Source organism: Duganella sp. HH101 (assembly GCF_001758795.1).
Lineage (GTDB): Bacteria > Pseudomonadota > Gammaproteobacteria > Burkholderiales > Burkholderiaceae_D > Rugamonas > Rugamonas rivuli.
In genome coordinates, this window is sequence record NZ_LRON01000002.1 from 194,498 (window position 1) to 217,788 (window position 23,291).

The 23,291-nt window shown below is 63.5% G+C and carries 25 protein-coding genes; 13 read left to right on the forward strand and 12 right to left on the reverse strand.

Translation table 11 applies throughout. The features are described from left to right. Position 1: 1 nt before the first annotated feature. A complete protein-coding gene (locus DUGA2_RS33975; protein ID WP_168167755.1) occupies positions 2-142 on the reverse strand; it encodes a hypothetical protein in 141 nt (46 codons plus the stop codon). 174 nt (positions 143-316) lie between these two features. Here DUGA2_RS33975 and DUGA2_RS03675 point away from each other — a divergent pair, with 174 nt between their 5' ends. From DUGA2_RS03675 to pcp, 3 genes are read left to right on the forward strand one after another with little or no spacing between them, the layout of a single operon-like run. Next, on the forward strand, positions 317-1,024 hold the full coding sequence (locus DUGA2_RS03675; protein ID WP_008445514.1) for a DUF969 domain-containing protein: 708 nt from the start codon (positions 317-319) through the stop codon (positions 1,022-1,024). Further along, complete coding sequence (locus DUGA2_RS03680) at positions 1,021-1,977, forward strand: DUF979 domain-containing protein (RefSeq protein WP_070267257.1); 957 nt, start codon at positions 1,021-1,023, stop codon at positions 1,975-1,977. The genes DUGA2_RS03675 and DUGA2_RS03680 overlap by 4 nt, the downstream gene beginning before the upstream one ends. Before the next feature lie 59 nt (positions 1,978-2,036). Next, on the forward strand, positions 2,037-2,687 hold the full coding sequence (gene pcp, locus DUGA2_RS03685; RefSeq protein ID WP_070267258.1) for a pyroglutamyl-peptidase I: 651 nt from the start codon (positions 2,037-2,039) through the stop codon (positions 2,685-2,687). A 4-nt stretch (positions 2,688-2,691) separates the two neighbouring features. Here pcp and DUGA2_RS03690 read toward each other — a convergent pair whose 3' ends face one another. Genes DUGA2_RS03690 through DUGA2_RS03700 form a run of 3 tightly spaced genes read right to left on the reverse strand, consistent with a single transcriptional unit; the run spans position 2,692 to position 5,694 of the window. Continuing rightward, a complete protein-coding gene (locus DUGA2_RS03690; RefSeq protein WP_008445529.1) occupies positions 2,692-3,600 on the reverse strand; it encodes a LysR family transcriptional regulator in 909 nt (302 codons plus the stop codon). Positions 3,601-3,628: 28 nt separating this feature from the next. Then, positions 3,629-4,540 carry a pseudouridine-5'-phosphate glycosidase gene (locus DUGA2_RS03695; protein ID WP_070267259.1) on the reverse strand — a complete coding sequence of 304 codons (912 nt, stop codon included), beginning with the start codon at positions 4,538-4,540 and terminating at the stop codon, positions 3,629-3,631. 11 nt (positions 4,541-4,551) lie between these two features. Then, on the reverse strand, positions 4,552-5,694 hold the full coding sequence (locus DUGA2_RS03700) for a carbohydrate kinase (protein ID WP_070267648.1): 1,143 nt from the start codon (positions 5,692-5,694) through the stop codon (positions 4,552-4,554). Positions 5,695-5,905: 211 nt separating this feature from the next. Here DUGA2_RS03700 and xapA point away from each other — a divergent pair, with 211 nt between their 5' ends. The 8 genes from xapA to DUGA2_RS03740 all read left to right on the forward strand — a co-directional run bounded on the left by xapA (position 5,906) and on the right by DUGA2_RS03740 (position 14,771). Further along, positions 5,906-6,745, forward strand: coding sequence for a xanthosine phosphorylase (gene xapA, locus DUGA2_RS03705; RefSeq protein ID WP_026335059.1), 840 nt, complete (start codon positions 5,906-5,908; stop codon positions 6,743-6,745). 56 nt (positions 6,746-6,801) lie between these two features. Continuing rightward, positions 6,802-7,995 (forward strand): phosphopentomutase, encoded by a 1,194-nt coding sequence (locus DUGA2_RS03710; protein ID WP_070267260.1) that lies wholly within the window; start codon positions 6,802-6,804, stop codon positions 7,993-7,995. Next, positions 7,992-8,954 (forward strand): deoxyribose-phosphate aldolase, encoded by a 963-nt coding sequence (gene deoC, locus DUGA2_RS03715; RefSeq protein ID WP_070267261.1) that lies wholly within the window; start codon positions 7,992-7,994, stop codon positions 8,952-8,954. The genes DUGA2_RS03710 and deoC overlap by 4 nt, the downstream gene beginning before the upstream one ends. A gap of 28 nt (positions 8,955-8,982) precedes the next feature. Beyond that, the gene (locus DUGA2_RS03720) at positions 8,983-11,367 is read left to right on the forward strand and encodes an aldehyde dehydrogenase family protein (protein WP_373994821.1); all 2,385 of its coding nucleotides are present in this window, start codon (positions 8,983-8,985) and stop codon (positions 11,365-11,367) included. 122 nt (positions 11,368-11,489) lie between these two features. Then, positions 11,490-12,812, forward strand: a complete 1,323-nt coding sequence (deoA, locus tag DUGA2_RS03725) for a thymidine phosphorylase (RefSeq protein ID WP_070267262.1) — start codon at positions 11,490-11,492, stop codon at positions 12,810-12,812. Positions 12,813-12,824: 12 nt separating this feature from the next. After that, a complete protein-coding gene (locus DUGA2_RS03730; protein ID WP_070267263.1) occupies positions 12,825-13,232 on the forward strand; it encodes a cytidine deaminase in 408 nt (135 codons plus the stop codon). Between the two features lie 2 nt (positions 13,233-13,234). After that, positions 13,235-14,455, forward strand: coding sequence for a nucleoside deaminase (locus DUGA2_RS03735; protein ID WP_070267264.1), 1,221 nt, complete (start codon positions 13,235-13,237; stop codon positions 14,453-14,455). Positions 14,456-14,528: 73 nt separating this feature from the next. After that, a complete protein-coding gene (locus DUGA2_RS03740; RefSeq protein ID WP_141753184.1) occupies positions 14,529-14,771 on the forward strand; it encodes a hypothetical protein in 243 nt (80 codons plus the stop codon). 162 nt (positions 14,772-14,933) lie between these two features. Here the strand turns inward: DUGA2_RS03740 and DUGA2_RS03745 are convergent, their stop codons facing one another. From DUGA2_RS03745 to DUGA2_RS03770, 6 genes are all read right to left on the reverse strand, one after another. Continuing rightward, positions 14,934-15,320 carry a VOC family protein gene (locus DUGA2_RS03745; RefSeq protein WP_070267266.1) on the reverse strand — a complete coding sequence of 129 codons (387 nt, stop codon included), beginning with the start codon at positions 15,318-15,320 and terminating at the stop codon, positions 14,934-14,936. Positions 15,321-15,330: 10 nt separating this feature from the next. Beyond that, positions 15,331-15,756 carry a VOC family protein gene (locus DUGA2_RS03750; protein ID WP_070267267.1) on the reverse strand — a complete coding sequence of 142 codons (426 nt, stop codon included), beginning with the start codon at positions 15,754-15,756 and terminating at the stop codon, positions 15,331-15,333. Positions 15,757-15,875: 119 nt separating this feature from the next. Beyond that, positions 15,876-16,661 carry a LytTR family DNA-binding domain-containing protein gene (locus DUGA2_RS03755; protein WP_070267268.1) on the reverse strand — a complete coding sequence of 262 codons (786 nt, stop codon included), beginning with the start codon at positions 16,659-16,661 and terminating at the stop codon, positions 15,876-15,878. Beyond that, the gene (locus DUGA2_RS03760; RefSeq protein WP_070267269.1) at positions 16,658-17,587 is read right to left on the reverse strand and encodes a sensor histidine kinase; all 930 of its coding nucleotides are present in this window, start codon (positions 17,585-17,587) and stop codon (positions 16,658-16,660) included. Before DUGA2_RS03760 ends, DUGA2_RS03755 begins: the two co-directional genes overlap by 4 nt. After that, positions 17,584-17,850: a hypothetical protein gene (locus DUGA2_RS03765; protein ID WP_070267270.1), complete on the reverse strand. Its 267-nt coding sequence runs from the start codon at positions 17,848-17,850 to the stop codon at positions 17,584-17,586. The genes DUGA2_RS03760 and DUGA2_RS03765 overlap by 4 nt, the downstream gene beginning before the upstream one ends. A gap of 129 nt (positions 17,851-17,979) precedes the next feature. Continuing rightward, entirely contained in the window at positions 17,980-18,552 is a 573-nt protein-coding gene (locus tag DUGA2_RS03770) for a GNAT family N-acetyltransferase (RefSeq protein ID WP_070267271.1), read from the reverse strand. 185 nt (positions 18,553-18,737) lie between these two features. On the opposite strand from DUGA2_RS03770, the gene DUGA2_RS03775 reads away from it, so the two are divergent. Beyond that, complete coding sequence (locus tag DUGA2_RS03775) at positions 18,738-19,676, forward strand: choice-of-anchor A family protein (RefSeq protein ID WP_070267272.1); 939 nt, start codon at positions 18,738-18,740, stop codon at positions 19,674-19,676. On the opposite strand, the gene DUGA2_RS03780 is transcribed toward DUGA2_RS03775, so the two are convergent. Further along, complete coding sequence (locus tag DUGA2_RS03780) at positions 19,636-20,319, reverse strand: TetR/AcrR family transcriptional regulator (protein WP_008445556.1); 684 nt, start codon at positions 20,317-20,319, stop codon at positions 19,636-19,638. The genes DUGA2_RS03775 and DUGA2_RS03780 overlap by 41 nt on opposite strands. Then, entirely contained in the window at positions 20,301-21,776 is a 1,476-nt protein-coding gene (locus DUGA2_RS03785) for a PLP-dependent aminotransferase family protein (RefSeq protein WP_070267273.1), read from the reverse strand. The genes DUGA2_RS03780 and DUGA2_RS03785 overlap by 19 nt, the downstream gene beginning before the upstream one ends. Before the next feature lie 190 nt (positions 21,777-21,966). Between DUGA2_RS03785 and DUGA2_RS03790 the strand changes: the two genes are divergently transcribed. Then, positions 21,967-23,283: an aspartate aminotransferase family protein gene (locus DUGA2_RS03790; protein ID WP_070267274.1), complete on the forward strand. Its 1,317-nt coding sequence runs from the start codon at positions 21,967-21,969 to the stop codon at positions 23,281-23,283. Positions 23,284-23,291: the final 8 nt, after the last annotated feature.

Sequence of the window (23,291 nt, forward strand, 5' to 3'; positions counted from 1 at the left end):
ATCACTCCCTGCCGGATTTCGCCCGCTCTTCGGGAAAATTCGGCAGGAGCCGCAGGCCGTACTTCATTCCCGCTTCTATCGTGCGAAAAGGTCTCTCGGAGAGAACGATCTTCTTGCCGTTGACACCCATGACGCTCTTCATGTGGTTGACCAATCCTCGTCCATCCGAAATTTTTTCAGTGAGTTTTTATTGCCGACTTTCGGCGGTGGAGCGATTGCCAGGCCGGTGGATGAGGCAATCAATGGTAATCTGCCGCCACCCGTTATGAAGGTAAGAACGCTGGTGCGGGATTTTATAATTGATGGAGACTGATTCGTGGATCATAACGTCGTTAACCTGTGGCCCCTGCTTGGTGTGGCCGTCATCATACTTGGCTTTGCCCTGCGCGCGCATCCGGTGCTGGTGGTGATCGCCGCCTGCGCCGTCACCGGCATCGCCGCCGCCATGCCGGTCGAGAAGCTGCTGGCCACCCTGGGCGCAGCCTTCCTCAAGACCCGCAGCCTGCCGCTGATCCTGCTGCTGCCGCTGGCGGCAATCGGCCTGTTGGAGCGCTTCGGCCTGAAGGAGCATGCGCAGGCCTCGATCGCCCGCATCAAGTCCGCCACCACCGGCCGCCTGTTGATCGTCTACCTGGCGATCCGCGAGATCAGCGCCGCCTTCGGCCTGACCAGCATCGGCGGCCATCCGAACATGGTGCGTCCGTTGATCGCGCCGATGGCGGAGGGCGCGGCCGAAGTGCGCTACCCGGCGCTGACCGACGAACTGCGCCACCGCATCCGCGCCATGTCCGCCGCCACCGACAACGTCGGCCTGTTCTTCGGCGAGGACGTGTTCGTGGCCTTCGGCGCCATCCTGCTGATGCAGACCATCCTGCGTGCCGAGGGACTGGAAGTCGATCCGCTGCACATGGCGCTGTGGGGCATACCGACCGCGGTGACGGCCTTCCTGATCCACTCCTGGCGCCTGCACCGGCTGGATGCGCAGATCGCCCGCGCCATGCTGGCGGTGAAGGAGCCGGCATGATACTCAAGCTCGATTACTTCTTTTATGTGCTGGGCGCGATGCTGCTGCTGGTTGCCTGCATGTCGCTGGCCGACCGGCACAATCCCAAGCGCTGGACCAGCGGCTTGTTCTGGGCCTTGTACGCGCTGATCTACCTGGCCGGCGACCAGCTGTCGCCGGTGGCGGCGGGCGTGCTGATGGTGGTGATGGCGCTGATCGCCGGCTTCGGCGGCGTGGCGCTGGGCCGCCACGGCGACCGCACGCAGGAAGAGCGCAAGAGCAGCGCGCAGCGGCTCGGCCATCGCCTGCTGATACCGGCGCTGATTATCCCCATTACGACGGTGATCGGTTCGACCCTGTTGAAGGATGTGCACCTCGGCGGCCTGCTGCTGCTCGATCCGAAGAACGCCACGCTGGTCAGCCTGGGTTGCGGCTCGCTGTTCGCGGTGGCCACCGCCTGCTGGCTGACGCGCTCCACGCCGCTGCAGGCGATGCGCGAGTCGCGCCGCCTGATCGACCACCTGGGTTGGGCGGTGGTGCTGCCGCACATGCTCGCGGTGCTTGGCCTGCTGTTCACCGAGGCCGGCATGGGCAAGGCGGTGGCGCACGTGGTCACGTCCTACATCAACCTGGACGTGCGGCTGGTGGCGGTGGCGGTGTACTGCATCGGCATGGCGCTGTTCACCATCATCATGGGCAACGGCTTCGCGGCGTTCCCGGTGATCGCGGGCGGCGTCGGCATCCCGGTGCTGGTCGGCGTGTACCACGCCAATCCGGCGGTGATGGCGGCGATCGGCATGTTCAGCGCCTACTGCGGCACGCTGATGACGCCCATGGCAGCGAACTTCAACATCGTCCCCGCCGCGCTGCTGGAACTGCCCGACAAGAACGCCGTCGTGAAGATACAGGTGGGGACCGCGTTGCCGCTATTGCTTGCCAATATTGCACTTCTTTATTTTCTAATGAACATGTGACGTGCATGTGAGTTGGAGTAGAGTAGCGCACAAACAGCGCAGCAATCGGAGTCCAGTAGATGAAAAAGATAATATTGTTGACGGGGTTCGAACCGTTTAACAAGGAGACCATCAACCCCTCGTGGGAAGCGGTGCGCACCCTCCAGGGCTGGCACGAAGGCGACTTCGTGGTCCACGCGCGCCAGCTGCCGTGCGTGTTCGGCCAGGCCAGCAAGGTGATGCACCAGGCGGTGGAGGAGCTCCAGCCCTGCATCGTGATCGCGGTGGGGCAGGCGGGCGGCCGCGTCGATTTGTCGGTGGAGCGCATCGCCATCAACATCGACGACGCGCCCATCGCCGACAACCAGAAGCGGCAGATCGTCGACCAGCCCATCGTCACCAGCGGCCCGGCTGCCTACTTTGCCACGCTGCCGATCAAGGCCATCGTGCATGCGCTGCGCGAAGCAGGGCTGCCGTCGTCGGTGTCGCAGACGGCGGGGACTTATGTGTGCAACCACGTGTTCTATAGCCTGATGCATCAGGCGCACGAATGGGGCACGACCATGCGCGCCGGTTTCATTCACATACCGTATCTGCCGCAGCAGGCGGCCGCGCATCCGGGTTCGGCCAGCATGAAGCTGGAGGACATGGTGGAAGGCCTGCGCATCGCCATCCGCACCACGCTGGCCCACGATGTGGACATGCGCGAAGCGGGCGGCGTTACGCACTAAGCCGTTACACCCCGGGCTTTACCGGGTTGAGGATATTCAGGAAAGCCCGCACCACCGGCGCGTCGTCCAGCGTGGTGTAGGTGATGTACAGATTCGCCGACGGCGGATTGGTACGAATCGGCAGGAACACCACGCCCGGCCAGCCGATGCGGCTGGTGGTCTCCGGCAGCAGCGCCACACCCAAGCCGGCACCCACCATCGCCAGCAGCGTCTGCGGCTCGGACGCCTCCTGGAATATCGTCGGCTGGAAGCCGGCCTTCACACAGCATTGAATCAGGTAGCGCGGGAAGGACGACTTGTCCAGCGCCAGCGTCAGCATCGGCTCGTCGGCGATGTCGGTCAGCTCGATCGCTTCTTCCTTGGCCAGCGGGTGATGCTCGTTGATGGCCACGCACACGTCTTCGCGGAAGCACAGTTCCTGGCGCAGGTTGTCGTTTTTCAGGTCATCCTCGTCCAGCTTGGGCTCGCGCCAGAAGCCGACGTCGATCTGTTTGGCGCGCAGCGCGTCGTACTGCAGCGTCGGACCCAGTTCGTGCAGGGTCCAGCTCACGCGCGGGAACTTGGTCTGGAACTCTTCCAGCAAACTCGGTATCGGCCCCCACATCGCCGAACCGACGATGCCCACCCGCAGCCGACCCACTTCGCCGCGGTCGATCTGGCGGATGGTGTCGATGGTCATGCGCATCTTGCCCAGCAGGTCGGCCGCCTCGCTCATCAAGGCCTTGCCCGCCACCGTCAGCTCGAAGGTGCGGGTGGTGCGGGCGAACAGCTTCACACCCAGTTCACTCTCCAGCTTCATGATCTGCTGGCTCAAAGGCGGCTGCGAAATGTGCAGGCGCTCGGCGGCGCGGCTGAAACTCTTTTCTTCTGCGACGGCGAGGAAGTACTTTAATTGTTTCAGATCGATGGACATGGCGTTCTTTGGGCGATGTGATTCGAAGTCAGTGTGCCAGCATGGCCACCGCGAGGGCGGCGCCGCAACGGGCGTTGTTCTTCACCAGCGCGATGTTGGTCGCCAGGCTGCGGCCTTCGGTCAGCTGCTTGATGCGGGACAGCAGGAAGGGCGTGACGTTCTTGCCGGTGACGCCTTGCGCATCGGCTTCCTGCAAGGCTTGCGCGGTGATGGCGTCGATCTCCGCCTTCGGCATCGCTTCATCGGCCGGCACCGGATTGCTGACCACCACGCCGCCCTTGAGGCCCAGCTGCCACTTGGTGTGGATGAAGGCCGCTTGCTCAGTGGCCGTGTCGAGCTGGAAGTCGGCGTTGAAGCCGCTCTCGCGCGTGAAGAAGGCGGGGAAGCCGCGCTGGCCCACGCTGACCACCGGCACGCCATGCGTCTCCAGGTATTCCAGCGTCAGGCCGATGTCGAGGATGGACTTGACGCCGGCGCACACCACCGCCACCGACGTTTGCGCCAGTTCCTGCAAATCGGCCGAGATGTCGAAGCTGGTCTCGGCGCCACGGTGCACGCCGCCGATGCCGCCGGTGACGAACACGGAGATGCCGGCCAGTTCGGCGCAGATCATGGTGGCCGCCACGGTGGTGGCACCCAGTTTCGATTGCGACAGCACGTAGGGCAGGTCGCGGCGGCTGACCTTCATGGCGTCGGGCGAGGTGCCCAGCAGTTCCAGCTGTTCTTCCGACAGGCCGATGCAGATCTTGCCGCCGATGATGGCGATGGTGGCCGGCACGGCGCCGCCGTCGCGGATGATCTGTTCGACTTCACGCGCCATCTGCACATTCTGCGGATACGGCATGCCGTGCGAAATGATGGTCGATTCCAGCGCGACGATGGCCTTGCCGGCGGCGCGGGCGGCGGCCACTTCGGGCGAAAAGAGGAGGTATTGGTGCATGGTGTGATTCCTTATGCCTTGTTGGGGAAGAGCGGCGGGTTGTACTCCGCCGACAGGTCGAAGTCGTGGATCTCGTCGAGGACATCGGCGGCCAGCATCGGCGAGACGGTTTCCTGGGATTCGAGCGTCATCGCGGCCACCTTCAGGCCACGGCGGCAGGCCAGCGTCAGATCCTGGCTGCCTTGATACAGCGACCAGCAGACGGCGGCCGAGAAGGCGTCGCCGGCGCCGGTGACGTCGATCACGTCCACCTGGTGCGCGGCCAGCCATACCAGCTCGCCGTCGCGGGTGTGGAACACGCCCTGGCTGCCGCAGGTGACGATGACGTCCTGCGCGCCCTGTGCCTGCACTTCGCGGCAGGCGGCGCGCACGTCGGCTTCGGTCGGCAGGGCGCGGCCGGCGCGGGTTTCCAGTTCGCCGCGGTTCAATATCAGCAGGCGCAGGCCTTTCAGATCGGCCGGCAGGCGGGCCATCTTCGGCTGCGACACGGCCACGATCACCAGCGGCACGTTGTCGGCGCGGGCGTGATCGAGCAGCAGGGCGATGCTGTCGGCCGGCAGGTTCAGGTCCACCACCGTCATCGCGGCGGCGGAGCGCTGCGGCTGGCGGCTGGACAGGAACTCCGGCGTCAGGCGGTCGTACAGCGCCATGTCGGCCAGCGCCACCACCAATTCGCCGGCGTCGTCGAGGATGGCGGTGTAGGTGCCGGTGGGCGTTTCCGGCAGTTTCAGGCTGCCGCGCGTGTCGATGCCGGCGCTTTCCGCGTGGTCCTGCAGGCTGCGGCCGGCGACGTCGTCGCCCAATGCGGTCAGCAGCGCGGTCGGCAGGTTCAGGCGCGACAGGTTCTCGGCGATATTGCGCGCCACGCCGCCGTAGACTTCCTCGGCGGTGGCGGGGTTGGATGTACCCAGCTGCATGGGGGCGATGGTGCGCAGCTTGCGGTCCAGGTTGGCGGCGCCTATGCACATCACCGGACGCTTGTCCGGCAGCACGTAGGCGCGGCCCAGCAGCCGCCGTTCGCGTATCAGGCCGGCGATGTGGCCGGCCACGGCGGAGCGCGACAGGCGCAGTTCCACCGCCAGGTCCTGCTGGGAGATAAAGGGGTTGGCGCGGATCAGCTGGTAGAGCTGGTCCTTCTTGGAGGAGTCGGTCACGGGGTGCTCGCTAAAACATTTGTCCATCATGGTAAACATTTGTTCAAATCAAGTCAATCACGCACGGCAGCTAAGTTTGCCTTGATTTATAATACCGCCGATTTATACGAGTTTTGTATAAATTCTGAAGAAAAATGGTATTTGCCATACATATAGAGGATGATGCATAGTGTCAGCTTCCCCAGCCACAACAGAAAAACAGAGGATAACCATGTCTAATAATTCCCCATTCCAGGCAGCTGACATCATTCGCGCCCGTGTCCCTGCGGGCTTCAAGCCGCGCATCGCAATGATTCTGGGTTCCGGCCTGGGCGTGCTGGCGGAACAAATGACCGACGCGGTCACGATCAGCTTCAACGAACTGCCAGGCTTCCCGATCAGCACCGTGCATGGCCACGCCGGCGAACTGGTGATCGGCACCCTGTCGGGCGTATCGGTGGTGTGCATGAAGGGCCGCGGCCACGTCTACGAAGGCTACGGCCTGGGCGTGATGACCAGCGCCGTGCGCACCATGAAGCTGCTGGGCTGCGAGATGCTGTTCGTGACCAACGCCGCAGGTTCGCTGCGCACCGAAGTCGACGCCGGCTCGCTGGTGGCGCTGACCGACCATATCAACTACCTGCCGGGCACCCCGATGATGGGCCCGAACGACGAACGCTTCGGCCCGCGCTTCTTCAGCATGGCCAACGCCTACGACGCCGACCTGCGCGCGCTGCTGCACACCTCGGCCAAAGAGAAGAACGTCACCCTGCACGACGGCGTGTACATCGCCTACGCAGGTCCTAACTTCGAGACCCCTGCCGAAATCCGCGCCTTCAAGACGCTGGGTGCGGACATGGTCGGCATGTCGGTGGTGCCGGAAGTGGTGTCGGCCCGTCACTGCGGCCTGAAAGTGGTCGGCGTGTCGGCCATCACCAACCTGGCGGAAGGCCTGTCGCCGTTCCCGCTGTCGCACGAGCAGACCCTGAAATACGCGGCTGTCGCGGCGACCTCGCTGATCGAAGTGATCCTGGGCTTCCTGGCCAACGTGGCCAAAACGCCGCAGGCGTAAGATTCCCGAGGGGCGGCCAAATGTCCGCCCCTTCTGCTTTATAGGAGTTCGAAATTATGAAACGCGCATTTATCCTCTTGCTCGATTCGTTTGGTCTGGGCGCCACGCCCGATGCCGCGAAGTACAACGACGTCGGCGCCAACACCTTCGGCCACATCGCCGAGTGGGCCGCCAAGAACGGCACGCCGATGTCGCTGCCGACCATGGAAAAACTGGGCCTGGCCGCGGCCGCCCATACCGCCAGCGGCCAGTGGGCCGCCGGCTTTGAACAGCGCGACGGCTTCACCGCCGCCTACGGTGCGGCGCGCGAGCGCTCGACCGGCAAGGACACGCAGTCCGGCCACTGGGAAATCGCCGGCGTGCCGGTGGAATTCGACTGGGGCTACTTCCCTAAAACGGTGCCGTCGTTCCCGGCCGAGCTGACCGCCAAGCTGCAGGAACTGGCCGGCGTGCCGGGCTTCCTGGGCGACTGCCACGCATCGGGTACGGAGATCATCAACAAGCACGGCGACGAGCACGTCGCCAGCGGCAAGCCTATCATCTACACCTCCGCCGACTCGGTGCTGCAGATCGCCGCGCACGAAGAATCGTTCGGCCTGGAGCGGCTGTATGAAATCTGCGAGATCGCCTTCAAGCTGGTCGAGCCTTACAACATCGGCCGCGTGATCGCGCGTCCGTTCGTCGGCGCCGACGGCAACTACACCCGCACCACCAACCGTCACGACTACGCGGTCGCACCGCCGGCCCCTACGCTGCTGGACCATGTGAAGAACGACGGCGGCGAAGTCATCGCCCTCGGCAAGATCAGCGACATCTTCGCGACCCAGGGCGTATCGCGCCTGGTCAAGGGCAAGGACAATATGGCGCTGTTCGACGCGCTGATGAAGGTGGAAGAAGAAGCCGGCGACAAGTCGCTGACCTTCGTGAACTTCGTCGACTTCGACCAGGCCTTCGGCCACCGCCGCGACGTCACCGGCTACTCGAACGCACTGCACGAGATGGACGCCCGCCTGCCGGAGTTCATCGCCAAGCTGAAAGAGGGCGACCTGGTGGTGATCACCGCCGACCATGGCTGCGATCCGACCTGGCCTGGCTCCGACCACACCCGCGAACACATCCCGATGATTTTCTTCGGCCCGGGCGTGAAGGCGCAGCAGCTGCCGATCTCCGAAACCTTCTCCGACATCGGCCAGACCCTGGCCCATCACCTCGGCGTCAAACCACTTTCCCACGGAAGCAATCTGTTATGAGCATCATCACCGATTTCAAGCGCAACGAAGCGGTCCCGCTGGACCTGGGCTGGATCAACCACATCCACATCAACAAGAGCGCAGCCGACCGCCGCGCCGCCAGTCTGGCGAACCGCCGCACGGTGAAGAAGGAATTCCAGGCCGCCTGGCTGGTCAAGGCCATCGGCCTGATCGACCTGACCACGCTGTCCGGCGACGATACGCCGGGCCGCGTCGAGCGCCTGTGCATGAAGGCAATGCGTCCGCTGCGTTCGGACCTGGTGGAGGCACTGGGCCTGCAAGACTACAAGCTGACCACCGGCGCTGTCTGCGTGTACCACGAGATGATCAAGCCGGCGACCCAGGTGCTGCAAGGCCGCCTGCCTATCGCCGCCGTGTCGACCGGCTTCCCGGCTGGCCTGACCAGCATGGAAACCAAGGTGCGCGAGATCGAATTGTCGGTGGCCGCAGGCGCGACCGAGATCGACATCGTCATCACCCGCCAGCACGTTTTGACGGGCAACTGGCAAGCGCTGTACGACGAGATGCTGGCTTACCGCAAGGCTTGCGGCGAAGCGCACGTCAAGGCGATTCTGGCGACCGGTGAACTGGTCACTCTGGAAAACGTGGCCAAGGCTTCGTGGGTCTGCATGATGGCTGGTGCGGACTTCATCAAGACCTCCACCGGAAAAGAGCCGGTCAACGCGACGATCCCGGTGTCGCTGACGATGGTGCGCGCGATTCGCGACTACCACGAGCAGACCGGCTTCAAGATCGGCTACAAGCCGGCGGGCGGCGTCGGCACGGCCAAGGCCGCGCTGCAGTACCTGTCGCTGATGAAGGAAGAGCTGGGTAACGAGTGGCTGGAGCCGCACCTGTTCCGCATCGGCGCATCCAGCCTGCTGACCGACATCGAACGCCAGCTTGAGCACTATGTGACCGGCAACTACTCCGCCGCACACCGTCATGCTCAACCTTAACGCGCAAACATCAGAATACGGACACGTCATGCCAACCATCAAAGAGATCCTGAACACCATGGAATACGGCCCAGCACCGGAAAGCACGAAAGAAGCGCAAGCGTGGCTGGAGCAGCACGGCCGCACCTTCGGCCTGTTCATCGACAACCAGTGGAGCGAGCCGGGCGAGTTGTTCGCCTCGACCAATCCAGCCGATGCGGCCAAACTGGCCGACCTGACCCAGGCCACCGGCAGCGACGTCGATCGCGCCGTGGCAGCCGCGCGCGCCGCGCAGCCGGGCTGGCAGGCACTGGGCGGCCATGGCCGCGCCAAGGTCATGTACTCGCTGGCCCGCCTGATGCAGAAGCACGCGCGCCTGTTCGCCGTGCTGGAGACGCTGGACAACGGCAAGACCATCCGCGAAACCCGCGATGTCGACTTGCCGCTGGTGGCGCGTCACTTCTACTACCATGCCGGCTGGGCGCAACTGCAAGCCGAGGAATTCGCGGACTACCGCGCCGTCGGCGTGGTCGGCCAGATCGTGCCTTGGAATTTCCCGCTGCTGATGCTGTCGTGGAAAATCGCACCGGCCATGGCCGCCGGTAACACCATCGTCTTCAAACCGGCCGAATTCACCTCGCTGACCGCGATGCTGTTCGCCGAGATCTGCGTGCAGGCCGGTGTGCCTGCCGGTGTGGTCAACATCGTCACCGGCGACGGCCGCGTGGGCGAAGCCATCGTCAACCATCCAGGCATCGACAAGCTGGCCTTCACCGGCTCGACCGAAGTAGGCCGTTTGATCCGCGTTGCCACCGCAGGCAGCGGCAAGAAGCTGTCGCTGGAACTGGGTGGCAAGTCGCCGTTCATCGTGTTCGACGATGCCGACCTGGATGCAGCCGTTGAAGGCCTGGTCGATTCGATCTGGTTCAATCAAGGCCAGGTATGCTGCGCAGGTTCGCGCCTGCTGGTGCAGGAATCGGTGCAGGATAAGTTCCTGGCCAAGCTGCGCGCCCGCATGGACAAGCTGACCCTCGGCTCGCCGCTGGACAAGTCGATGGACATCGGCGCCCTGGTCGATCCGGTGCAGCAGCAGCGCATCGCCGGCCTGGTGGAATCGGCCCGCGCCGAGGGTTGCGAGGTGTATCAGCCTAAGTGCGAAATCCCTGCCAACGGCTCGTGGTTCCCTCCAACGCTGATCACCGGCGCATCGACTTCAGCCGCCGTGGCGCAAGCCGAAATCTTCGGCCCAGTGCTGGTGGCGATGAGCTTCCGCACTCCGCCGGAAGCCGTGCAACTAGCGAACAACACCGTCTACGGCCTGGCCGCCTGCGTCTGGACCGAGAACATCTCGCTGGCGCTGGATGTCGCGCCGCAGATCAAGGCCGGCGTGGTGTGGATTAACACCGCCAACCAGTTCGACGCCGCTTGCGGCTTTGGCGGCTACCGCGAATCCGGCTTCGGTCGTGAAGGCGGCCGCGAAGGCATGTACGAATATCTGACCGCGAAATCGGAAGATGCGCGTCCTGCATCGCCAGTGGTGGAAGCCAAGGCCAAAGCCAAGGCGGCAGCACCGGCAGCCGGTGGCGCGTTCGCCATCGACCGCACCGCCAAGCTGTACATCGGCGGCAAGCAGGCACGCCCTGACGGCGCCTACAGCCGCGCCATCCACGGCGCCGACGGCGCCTTCATCGGCGAAGTCGGCGAAGGCAACCGCAAGGACATCCGCAACGCGGTGGAAGCGGCGCACAAGGCTGGCGGCTGGGCGAAAGCCACGTCGCACAACCGCGCACAGGTTCTGTACTACATCGCTGAAAATCTGGCCGCACGCGGCGAGGAATTCGCAGCCCGCATCGCCGCGATGACCGGTACGAAGAACGCGGAAAAAGAAGTGCAGGCTTCGATCGAGCGCCTGTTCTACTACGCAGCATGGGCCGACAAGTACGACGGCCTGGCGCACCAGCCGCCTATGCACGGCATCACCGTCGCGCTGAATGAACCGGTCGGCGTGATCGGCATCGTCTGCCCGAACGAAGCGCCGCTGCTGGGCTTCATCTCGCTGGTGGCGCCGGCTATCGCGCTGGGTAATCGCGTGGTGGTGGTGCCGTCGGAAGCGCATCCGCTGTCGGCGACCGATCTGTATCAGGTGTTCGATACGTCGGATCTGCCGGATGGTGTGGTCAACATCATCACCGGTTCGGCCGATGAGCTGGCGCGCACGCTGGCGACGCACTCGGATATCGACGCGGTGTGGCGTCATGACGGGTCGGCTGAAGGCTGTGCTGAAGTGGAGCGTCTGTCGGCGACTTCGCTCAAGCGTACCTGGGTCGGCGGCGCGAAGGGCCGCGACTGGTACAGCACCGCGCAATCTGGCGGCCGCGCAGTACTGGCACACGCATCGCAGGTTAAAAACGTCTGGATTCCATACGGCGTTTAACCCCCAAACAGAAGGGGTCGGACCCCGTTCGGGGTCCGACCCCGAGCGCCGCCGCAGTGCGGGGTTCGCGGGTGCCGCGAGCTCCACTGCGGCGTTATCAATTTACCCAAGTGGAGAATTCCATGTTTTTACCTCAAGAGATCATTCGCAAGAAGCGCGACGGCGGCGTCCTGACCGCTGAAGAGATCCAGTTCTTCGTCGGCGGTATCACCTCGAACCGCGTCACCGAAGGCCAGATCGCCGCGCTGGCGATGGCGGTCTACTTCAACGACATGACGATGGATGAACGCGTGGCCTTCACGCTGGCGATGCGCGACTCCGGCGAAGTACTGGACTGGCGCTCGCTGGACCTGCCAGGTCCCGTGGTCGACAAGCACTCCACCGGCGGCGTCGGCGACGTGGTCTCGCTGCTGCTCGGCCCCATGGTCGCAGCCTGCGGCGGCTTCGTGCCGATGATCTCCGGCCGTGGCCTGGGCCACACCGGTGGTACGCTGGACAAGTTCGACTCCATCCCCGGCTACACCACCGTGCCGACCAATGAACTGTTCCGCAAAGTGGTCAAGGAAGTGGGCGTCGCCATCATCGGCCAGACATCTTCTCTGGCGCCATCGGACAAGATCTTCTACGGCGTGCGCGATGTGACCGCGACCGTGGAATCGGTCGCCATGATCACCGGCTCCATCCTGTCGAAGAAGCTGTCGGCCGGTTTGGACGCGCTGGTGATGGATGTTAAAACGGGCAGCGGCGCCTTCATGCCGACCTACGAAAAATCGGTGGAGCTGGCGGACAGCATCGTCAAAGTCGGCAACGGCGCCGGCATGATGACCTCGGCCATCCTGACCGACATGAACGAATCGCTGGCGCCATACGCCGGCAACGCGCTGGAAGTACGCGGCGCGATGGACTACCTGAGCGGCAAATCGCGTCCTGCGCGTCTGCACGAAGTGACGATGGCGCTGTGCGCCGAGATGCTGGTGCTGGGCAAGCTGGCCGCGACCGAGGAAGAGGCGCGCGCCAAGCTGCAAGCGTCGCTGGACAGCGGCGAAGCCGCCGAGCGCTTCTCGCGCATGGTGGTGGCGCTGGGCGGCCCGGCCGACCTGATGGACAATCCGGACAAGTACCTGGAACGTTCGCCCATCATCGTGCCGGCGCCTGCGCTGGTTTCCGGCTACGCCGCCGCTGCCAACTGCCGCGAGATCGGCCTGGCCGTGGTGTCGCTGGGCGGTGGCCGTCGCCGCGCTGCCGATCCGATCGACTTCGCTGTCGGCTTGACGGAGCTGGTTGGCCTGGGCGACAAGATCGAAGCCGGCCAGCCGCTGGCGATGGTCCACGCGCGCACGCAGGAAGCAGCGGATCAGGCGATTCGCGAAATCCAGGCGGCCTACCAGATCGCCGCCGCCGCGCCGGCCGCTAACCCTGTCATCTACCGCACGATCCGTCCTTAAAGAGAGTCGCACATGAACAAACAAGAACTGATCGTCGAAGCCGCCGCGGCGCGCCTGAAGGCTTACACGCCGTACTCCAACTTCAAGGTCGGCGCGGCTTTGCTGACCAACGACGGCAAGGTCTTCCACGGCTGTAACGTGGAAAACGCGTCCTACGGCTTGTGCAACTGCGCCGAACGTACCGCCTTCTTCAGCGCTTTCGCCCAAGGCTACAAGCCGGGCGATTTCTCGCAGTTGGTCGTCATCGGCGAAACCGACGGCCCCATCGCGCCATGCGGCGCATGCCGCCAGGTGATCCTGGAGTTGGGCGGCAATGAACTGCCGGTGCTGCTGACCAACCTCAAAGGCGACATCTACGAAACCACCGCAGCCGAACAACTGCCGAACGCCTTCGGCGGCGCTGATTTGAAGAAGAAGTAAACTTGGCCTTCAAAAAGACCATCGATGTGCAGGCCGCCGTCGCGATTGCGGCGTCGGAGGCGATTGCCGCCAAGACGCAGGGCACTTTCGGTGTCGGCGGCCTGATGCTCGACCAGCACGGCAACGTGCTGCAGTCGCTGCACAACAACGTCATCAAGCAGGGCCTGATCTTCGACCCGACCGCGCACGGCGAGCGCCAGTTGATCGACTGGTATTACGCCGAACGCGCCAAGGGCCGCGAGCTGCCGGAGCCGCAAGACATCACCATCGTCACCTCGCTCGATCCCTGCTGTATGTGCAGCGGCGCGATCCTGGCCGGTGGTTTTAATGTGGTGGTGGCTGCGCCGGACAAAAGCGCGGGCATCAACTACGACGCCAGCGCCACCTTCAGCGCGCTGCCGCCAGCGTTGCGGCCGCAAGCCGAGGCGGCGTTCAGCTATCCGGCCATCCTTGGCTCTTCGCTGTACACGCGCGCCAGTTCGGGCGCGGCGCCGAAGTCCTTCTTCATCGGAAAAACCATCTCCGAACCGACGCAGGCCTTATGCTCATTGGTGTTCGAGGCCACGTCCGGCGAGGTGATGGAGCTGTTCAACACCGATCTGCCGCAGCATCAACTGAAATGCCCGATGACGCTGGCGCCCGACCACGCCATCGTCCACGCGCTCAAGCAGCTATACCCGGACGCGCTGGCCTACCGTTGCACACCGCAGCAGCCGGACGCCGGTCTGGCGCCGTTCCTGCAGCAGGCGATGGCGCGTGACCGCGAACATGGCGGGGCAGGGGATGCGGTGGCCTTGCTGGATTCGTTCGGCAATCTGCTGCTGTGCATGCCGGGCCGGATGTCGCAGTCGGGCATCCGCAGCGCCTTCATGGAAACCACGCGGGCCTACGCGCAGTTGCGCTACAAGCTGATGGCCGGCGCCACGCCGGCGCAGCAGGAAGAAGTGCGCCAGTATCTCGGCCATCCGAAGGACGGCACCTTTGTCTTCGCGAAGGGGCCGGACAATGGAGCGATCAGCTTCATGAACCTGGGCGCCTATGGCTCGACGATGGAAGGCCCGCTGCCATTGAAGAATCCGACGCAATTCCAGTACGTGCTGCCGGGCATGCCGGAAGACGAACTGGCAGCGCTATGCGCCGCCATGCCGCCGCTGTACCGCAACATCATCCGCATCCGCCCCACCCAGGTAGCAGACCACGACCTGATCGCCGCGCTGGCCTAAGCTTGTTTTGCACGCTTGGCGCGGCATCAAGACAGTGCTAGGCTAAATTCCATGCCCGATGGAGGAACTGGAAATGTCTACATTGCAAAAGGAACTGCAAGTATTCGCCCAAAACCTTGGCGCGTTGCTGGCGGACGAAGGAAAGTTTGCGGTGATTTCTGGGGAAACCATACTCGGTACCTTTGAAAGCTTTGAGGAAGCCATCAAAGCAGGCTATGGCAGCTTTGGTCTGACGCCATTTTTGGTGAAACAAATTTTGCCGGTTGAGGAAGTCGTTTTCATTAATCGCGACGTGCTTCCCAAATGCCCAGCATAAATTTCAACAAAACGATCGGCAGGCTACCGTATCTCAACGTTGGCGTTGATCGAAGTGAGTTTGGCGGGGCAGGGTATCGATGGCCTCATCGGCAGAGACCTGCTGAACCGTTGGACGTGCATCTACAACGGCACAGCGGCCTCGTTCGCCTTGTGCTACTAGCTACGCCGCGTTGGAGTCGCTCTGCATCATGCCGAACAGGTTGCCGTCCAGGTCCTTGGCGTAGGCCAGCCAGCCGATGCCGGGGATCGGCATTTTCGGTACCACTACGTCGGCCTTCAAGGCCGCCACCTGTTGCAGCGTGTCGTCGAGGTTTTCGACATCGACCGTGCAGACGAAGGCGTTCACGCTCTGCATCGCTGCGGGCACCGCGCCCTGGCGCGGCAGCAGGCCGCCGTTGATGCCGCGCTGGCTGGCGTCGCCCGTGTCGATCAGCCAGTATTCGCCGCCTTCCCACTTGTTGAAACTCCAGCCGAACAGCGCGCTGTAAAAATCGATCAGCACCTGCGGCTGGCTTGCCTGGATTTCAAAATGTACCGGACGTCCCATGGTCTGCTCCTCAATCCGCCGGATCGTAAGTGCCGATGCTCCAGATATGCCCCTCGGGGTCGCGGCAGGTGAAGCCGCGTCCACCGTAATCCTCGTCTTTGATGTCGAGCAGGATCTCGCCGCGAGCCTCTTTCACACGGGCGTACACCTTGTCGGCGTCGTTGACCACCAGGTAGGAACTCTGCGTGTTGAACTGGCCGATCTCGGAAGGCTGCTTCATCAGGCGTCCGAACTCGGTGTCGAACACCGATCCGAGCATGATCATGCTGTTGCCGAAACTGAGCTGCGCGTGGGCGATGGTGCCGTCTTCGTTGGGCACCACCAGTGTCGCTTCAAAGCCGAACGTGGTGCACAGCCAGTCGATGGCGGCCGGCGCGTCGCGATAGCGCATGCATGGTATGACGTTGCAACGGGTTTGTTTGGGTATGCTGGACATCGTGTTCTCCCCTGTCTTGGTATGGAACAGATTCGATCGATTTCTGAGGCCCTCCGTTCGCCGGACTGGTGCGAACGGATGAGAAAAGAAAGTATATATTGATAACGATCAGGCGGGGATTACATTTGCTGGAACAAATGGGTATTGCCTCTGCTGACTTCCAGTTGCTCGTCGAAGTTGCGTATCTTGACCATCTGCCGTCCGCGCAAGTCGCGCGTGACTTCTTCGATGGCATCGACCCGCACCAGCGTCGAGCGATGGATGCGCCAGAATTCGTCCGGGTCCAGTTCGTCGGCCAGTTCTTTCAGCGTTTTGCGTATCAACACTTCCGCCTGCGCGGTCTGTACGCGTGTGTACTTTTCATCGGCGCGGAAGAACAGCACTTCGCGCGTGCTGATCATGCGCAGGTTGTTGCCGACCACCGCCTGTATCCAGCGCAGGTAGTCGGGCTTGGCGGACGGCTTGCTCTGGCTCGACAGCAGTTGGCTCAGCTGGCGTTCGATGTTGGACGGCTGCTGGCCGATCAGCGATTGCAGCCGCGTGCAGGTGGTCTTCAAGCGCTCGCCGCCGGCGGGCTTGAGCAGGTAATCCAGCGCGCCCTGTTCGAAGGCTTCTATCGCATACTGGTCGTAGGCCGTCACGAACACCAGGTGGCAGCGGTTGAACAGCATGCGCGCCGCCTCGATGCCGGACAGGCCGGGCATGCGGATGTCGAGGAAGACGATGTCCGGCTGGTACTGGCCGGCCAGCGCCACGGCCTCGATGCCGTTGGCCGCCTCGGCGACGATCTCCAGCCCCGGCCAGGCTTCCAGCAGGCGTGCGCGCAGTTGGCGGCGCATCGGTTCCTCGTCGTCGGCGATCAGTGCGGTGGCGCGGCGTTGGCCGTTGGGCGTGACGATATTCATTTCGAACTCCCGGCAAAAATATCCGGCGCATACGGGATGCGGATGCTGGCGCGGGTGCCGCCGGTCAGCGGCGCTTCGATCACCAGCTGCGCGCGGTTGCCGTACAGGATGCGCAGCCGCTCCCGCACATTGGCCAGGCCGATGCCGTCGCCGGCGTGTACGTTGAAACCTATGCCATCATCCAGCACGTCCACTTGCAGCATGGCGCCGTCGACGCTGGCGCGGATGTCGATGCGGCCGCCTTCTATCTTCGGCTCCAGGCCGTGCTTGATGGCGTTCTCGATCAGGATCTGCAGCATCATCACGGGGAAGGTGGCGCTCAGCATTTCCGGCTGCACGTCGACCGACACCGCCAGCCGCGATCCCATGCGCGCCTGCATGATGGCCAGGTAGGCGCGCGACATGTCGATCTGCCGGCCCAGCGTGCCGCTGCCCTTGGCGCGCATCTGCGGCAGCGTGGCGCGCAGGTAGTCGATCAGATTCTGGTGGATGCGCGCAGCCTGCGGCGGATCGGTTTCGATCAGCTGGCCGATCAGCGCGAGCGTGTTGAACAGGAAGTGCGGTTCGACCTGCGCCTGCAAGGCCGCCATGCGCGCCTCGACCAGGCGCCGTTCCAGGCCTTCCTCGTCGGCGTGGCTGGTGGCGCTGTGCGCCTCCAGCTCGGCCTTGCGCTTGCCGCCGGCCAGCACCTTCAGGCCCAGCGACAGCGCGATGAAGGCGACGGTCTGCTTGGGCAGGCCGAACGGCGTCAGGCCGAACAGCAGCAACAGCAGCCACACCATCATCAGCTTGCGCCATTCGACCTGGGCCAGCCAGTCGAAGAACCGCCACCACATGCTGGTGGCGGTTTCGCCTATCTCGCGGATGATGTCGAGCAGGCTTTTGGCGTTGTCGTAGCCGGCCTTGGCCAGCCCTCGCTTTTTCATTGCTGCTGCTCCTGGCGGCGGCGTTGGCGGCGGCCGCCGACCACGCAGGCGCCGACGGCGATCTTCAGCACCAGGAAGAAGGCGAACAGCACCATCGCCAGCGGCAGGATGGTGAGGATGAAGGCCAGGATCAGCGCGGCGCCCAGCAGGGCGGGCGGCGACATGCGCTGCACCAGCCGCACGCCGTAGCGTACCGTCTGGGCGAAGGCGCGGAAGATTTCTTCCATCAGATCCATCACGGCCTGGCTGTTCAATTTGCTCATTTGCGTCTCCATCAAAATCGTTGCGATGGAATCACTGTATCAAAGCCTTCCCGCATGTCGCAGTGGATTCCGATCAACTGCGGTTTGGACGGGATGACCGGTTATTCCGACGGATAAGCGGCGCTTAAATCAGTGCTCGGGTGTAATGCCTGTTGCAGCGTCCCAGTCGCTGCGCAGCAGGCCGTAGATCACGCTGTCTGAGATCTCGCCGCCGACAAACCAGCGTTCGCGCAGCAAGCCTTCGCGCTGGAAATGCAGGCCTTCCAGGATGCGGCCGGAAGCAATGTTGTCGGGATGGATATCGGCTTCGATGCGGTGCAGTTCCAGCGTGCCGAAACCGTGGGCGATCAGCGCCGCCAGCGCTTCCTGCATATAGCGTTTGCCCCAGTGCGGGCGCGCCAGCATGTAGCCGATCTCGCAGCGGTGGTTGCGGCGGTCGAAGGCGTACAGCGTGACGGTGCCTATCAGTTCGCCGTCCGGCAGCACCATCGCCAGCCGCAGCGCGTTGCCATCCTGGTAGCCCTTGAGGGTTTGCTCGATGTTGTCGGCGGCCTGGGCGGCGTGCAGCCACGGGGCGCTGCTCCAGTAGCGCAGCGCGACAGGATCGGAAAACAGGCGGAACAGCGCATCGGCGTCGCCGTTGTCGACGAAGCGCAGGGTCATGCGGGCGGTGTGCAACTGGAATGGTTCGAAGCTGGGCATGCTGGTTCTGGCGTGGATGGACGATTTGCCAGCTTAGCGGACTTTCATCGCAGCGTGGTTTTTTTAGTATGTTTGGCGGTTCGGAAATGATGCTGCAGCGCCGCAAAAAAAACTTAAAATGGTTTCACAGGGCAACAAAACATGATATCCTTGAAGTAATTTAAATTGCTATCAAGGAATTATTCATGGTCGCTGTAGTCAAAACCGCTGTTTCCGCTGTCGTTCTTGCCATTGCTTCCGTGGGTAGCGCGCAGGCTGCCGTGCTGGATCTGGGGCTGCATGGCGCCAATGTATTTTCCTTCACCGACTTCAAGGCGCCTAGCGCCGACGTCGAAGGCGCCATCATGGCCGGCCGCGACGTGCAGTTGAACAGCTACTCCGTCAACGCCAACAACGTCGACGCCTTCGGCCACTATTCGCTGATCGTCGGCCGCGACCTGAAATTCACCAGCGGCTCGATCAAGAACGGCGACACCTTTGTCGGCCGCACGTCCAGCGTGACCAAGCAGGTCGATGTGTACTCAAAGATCCAGACCGGCACCGCGCCTGTCAACATGAGCTCCCTGGCCGGCAAGCTGACCGCCACCTCGTCCTCGCTGTCCAAGCTGAGCACCACCGGCACCGCGACCGAACAGTGGGGCGGCCTGAACATCGCCGGCACCAAGAGCAAGACCGGTGTGGAAGTGTTCGACATCGACGCCAAGACGCTGTCGAAAGTCACCTACTTCAACTTCAGCAACCTGACCGCCGGCTCGACCCTGATCATGAACATCAGCGGCGACAAGGGCAGCTTCAACGGCGGCTACCAGGGCTTTGAGAATTACAACGTGCTGTTCAACTTCTACCAGGCGACCGACCTGGGCATCCACACCGGCGTCACCGGCAATATCCTGGCGCCTCTGGCCAGCGTCAACGGCGGCAGCGGCGTCATCGACGGCAACGTGATCGTCAATTCGTGGAGCTCGTCGGTGCAGATCAATGCCGACCACTTCTTCAAGGCGGTCGATGTGAAGGGCTTCTCGACACCTGTGCCGGAACCTGAAACCTACGCCATGATGCTGGCAGGCCTGGGCCTGGTGGGCTTCATGGCGCGTCGCCGCAAGCAGCAGGCTGCGGCACGCTGATCGCCGCCAGCACCATATCGACGATGACCTGCTCGGCATCGTCGAAGTCTTTTTTAGTCAGCTGTTTGCGGTTCAGCACCAGCGCCATCTGGGCCGAGAAGTCCGCATAGGACTGCGTCATCGCCCAGATCGCAAACAGCAGATGCGTCGCATTGATTGGCGCCACCTTGCCGGCGCTGATCCACTTCTCGAACACCTCGATATCCTTGCGCAGCAGCGGCACCACGCGGCTCTGTATCTGCGCGCCGTACAGCTGCGCGCCGCTGATCACTTCCATCGCATACACGCGCGACGCCCACGGCTGCTCGCGCGAGAACCGCAGCTTGGCCTGGATGTAGGTGCGCAGCACGTCGCGCGGATCCTGGTCCTCGGCGGCCAGGTTCTCCATCCGTTCCAGCCATTCGTCCAGTACCTCGTCCAGCACGCGCTGGTACAGCGCCTGCTTGGTGGGGAAGTAGTACATCAGGTTCTGCTTCGACAGCCCGGCGTTCTCCGCCACGGTGGCGATGGAGGTGCCTTCATAGCCGCATTCGGCGAACACCCGCACCGCTTCGGCGGCGATGTCCGCTTCCAGTTTGTCGCGGTTGAGAACACGCCGTTTGATCTTCGGCGCTGGCTCTGCATTCAGTTTTGCTGTCGGCATGTGAGTCTCAGGAAGGTCAGGAGTTGAGGATGGTCGGTGTAGGCCACGTTGAAGCGGAACCAGATCGATTCCGGCGCGCGCAGCATGAAGAAATCGCACGGCGACAGCAGGATGCCGGACTTGAGCGCCAGGTCGGCGATGATCTTGCCGTTCCATTCGGCGCTGGGCGCGGCGCTCCAGCCGGCGCTGACGAACATGCCGCCCCTCGGCCTGGCCAGCGGCTCCATGCCGGCGCTGCGCAGGCTGTCGATGGCGCGTTCGCGGCCGGCCTCCAGCTGGGCGATCAGCTTTTCCACCATGCGCTTGTAGGGCCGCGCCGTGATGGCGTGGTAGACGGCGCGTTCGTTGATCTCGGAGGTGGTCAGCCCGGCCAGCATCTTCACGCGCAGCAGCTCGGGGATCAGCGAGGCCGAGGCGCAGATCGAACCCACCCGCAGCACCGGCGACAAGGTCTTGGAAAAACTGCCGACGCGGATCACGCGCCGCAAGCCGTCCATCGCCGCCAGCGAGGCTTCCCCGCGCGGCGCCAGCTCGCGGTAGATGTCGTCCTCCACCAGCCAGAAGTCGAACTGCTCGGCCACGCCCAGCAGGCGGTGCGCCTGCGCCACGCTGAGCGAAGTGCCCAGCGGGTTTTGCAGCACTGTGTTGACGAACATGAGCTTGGGCTGGGTGAGCGCGGCCTGCCGCGCCAGCGCGTCGAAATCGAGGCCGTTCTCGCCGCGCGGTATGCCGACCGCCACACAGCCGTGGTGGCGTATCAGCGACAGCAGGTTGCTGTAGCCGGGATCCTCGACGAAGACGGTGTCGCCCGGCTTGGTCAGCGTGCGCAGGATCAGGTCGAAGGCGTGGGTGGCGCCGTGGGTCAGCAGCACCTGTTCCGGTTCGACCGGGAACAGTTCGTCGCTCAGCGTGGCCGACAACTGCTGGCGCAGCGAGGGGAAGCCGAGCGGATGGCCGTAGCCGCGCAGGCGGTTGGCCGGGATGCGCATCGCGTGGCGCACGGCGTCGAGGATGGTGTCCTCGCCGTACCACTCGGGCGGGAGCCAGCCTGCGCCCACGGCCAGCGCGTCCGAGGTGCCGGAATAGAGGTCGGGCGTGAGGGCGTCGATGGCGGTTGGCGTGACCTGCAGCATGGACGGCAGCAGTGTTGCGGGAACGTCCTGGCGGGCCACGAAATAGCCGGAACCGCGGCGCGACGACAACAGCCCCAGCGTCACCAGGCGGTCATAGGATTCGACAACTGTAAAGGTACTGATGCCATTACACTTCGCGAATTGCCGCACCGACGGCATTTTCGTTCCCACGCGCAACTCGCGGCGGCCGACCATGCCACTGATGGCCGAGACGATCTGGTCGACCAGGCTGCCCTTCCTGCTGCGCTCTATGGCGAGCACCGGCCAGCCGCCGGCATCGGGCGCGCAGTCCGCTTGATCGATCACAGAATTCGCTGCTTCCATCCTTGACTCCAATGACTGCTGAAATCAAAACTGTAGTGTTTTTGTTGCCAGTACGGTTGGACAGTTTTGATATTTGTGTATCTGTGCCATAGTTGTTGCGCTGTCTATTATTGCATCATCATTTTGCCAACTGGTAAATTTTTTTACGGTTCGTCAAAAATATCCGCAAGTTAGTTCCCAGGAGATGAGCATGAACGAATCCAGACCTGAATCGATGGCGTCCTTCTGGATGCCTTTCACGAACAACCGCGATTTCAAAGCCCACCCGCGCCTGCTGGTGTCGGCCAACGGCATGTACTACAAGGACGTCGACGGCAACAGCATTTTGGACGGCACCGCTGGCCTGTGGTGCGTACCGTGCGGCCACGCGCAGCCGAAGATCGTCGCCGCCGTGCGCGAGATGGTGGGCCAGCTCGATTTCGCGCCGACCTTCCAGATGGGCCACCCGGCCGCCTTCGACCTGGCCGAAAAGCTGATGGAGTACACCAACCACAAGTTCGGCCATGTGTTCTACACCAACTCCGGTTCCGAGGCGGTGGACACGGCGCTGAAGATCGCGCTGGCGTATCACAAGGCGCGCGGTGAAGCCAGCCGCACGCGCCTGATCGGCCGCGAGCGCGGCTACCACGGCGTCGGCTTCGGCGGCATCTCGGTCGGCGGCATCGCCGGCAACCGCAAGCCGTATGGCGTGATGCTGCCCGGCGTCGACCACCTGCCGCACACGCACAACCTGGAGAAGAACGCCTACACGCGCGGCGAGCCGGAATACGGCACCGAGCTGGCCGACGAACTGGAACGCATCGTCGCGCTGCACGACGCCTCGACCATCGCGGCGGTGATCGTCGAACCGGTGGCCGGTTCCACCGGCGTGCTGATACCACCGAAGGGCTATCTGAAGCGCCTGCGCGAGCTGTGCACCAAGCACGGCATCCTGCTGATCTTCGATGAAGTGATCACTGGCTTCGGCCGTTTGACCACACCGTTCGCGGCCGACTACTTCGACGTCGAACCGGACATGATGACCACCGCCAAAGGCCTGACCAACGGCGTGATTCCGATGGGTGCGGTGTTCAGCAAAAAACACATCCACGACGCCTTCATGGAAGCGCCGGCCGGCATTGAGCTGTTCCACGGCTACACCTACTCGGGCCACCCGGTGGCCTGCGCCGCCTCGCTGGCGACGCTGGAAGTGTTCAAGGAACAGAAGATCCTCGAACACGCGGCCGGGATGGCCGAATACTGGGCCGATGCGGTGCACTCGCTCAAAGGCCTGCCGCACGTGATCGATATCCGCACCATCGGCCTGATCGCCGGCATTGAGCTGGCGCCCATCGCCGGCAAGCCGGGCGCGCGCGCCTTCGCCGCCTTCAAGCAGGCCTTTGCGGACGGCGTGTTGATACGCACCACCGGCGACATCATCGCGCTTTCGCCACCGCTGGTGCTGGAGAAGAAGCACATCGACGAACTTTTTGGAAAGCTGACGACGGTACTTAAAAACTTAAACTAACGAGGAGA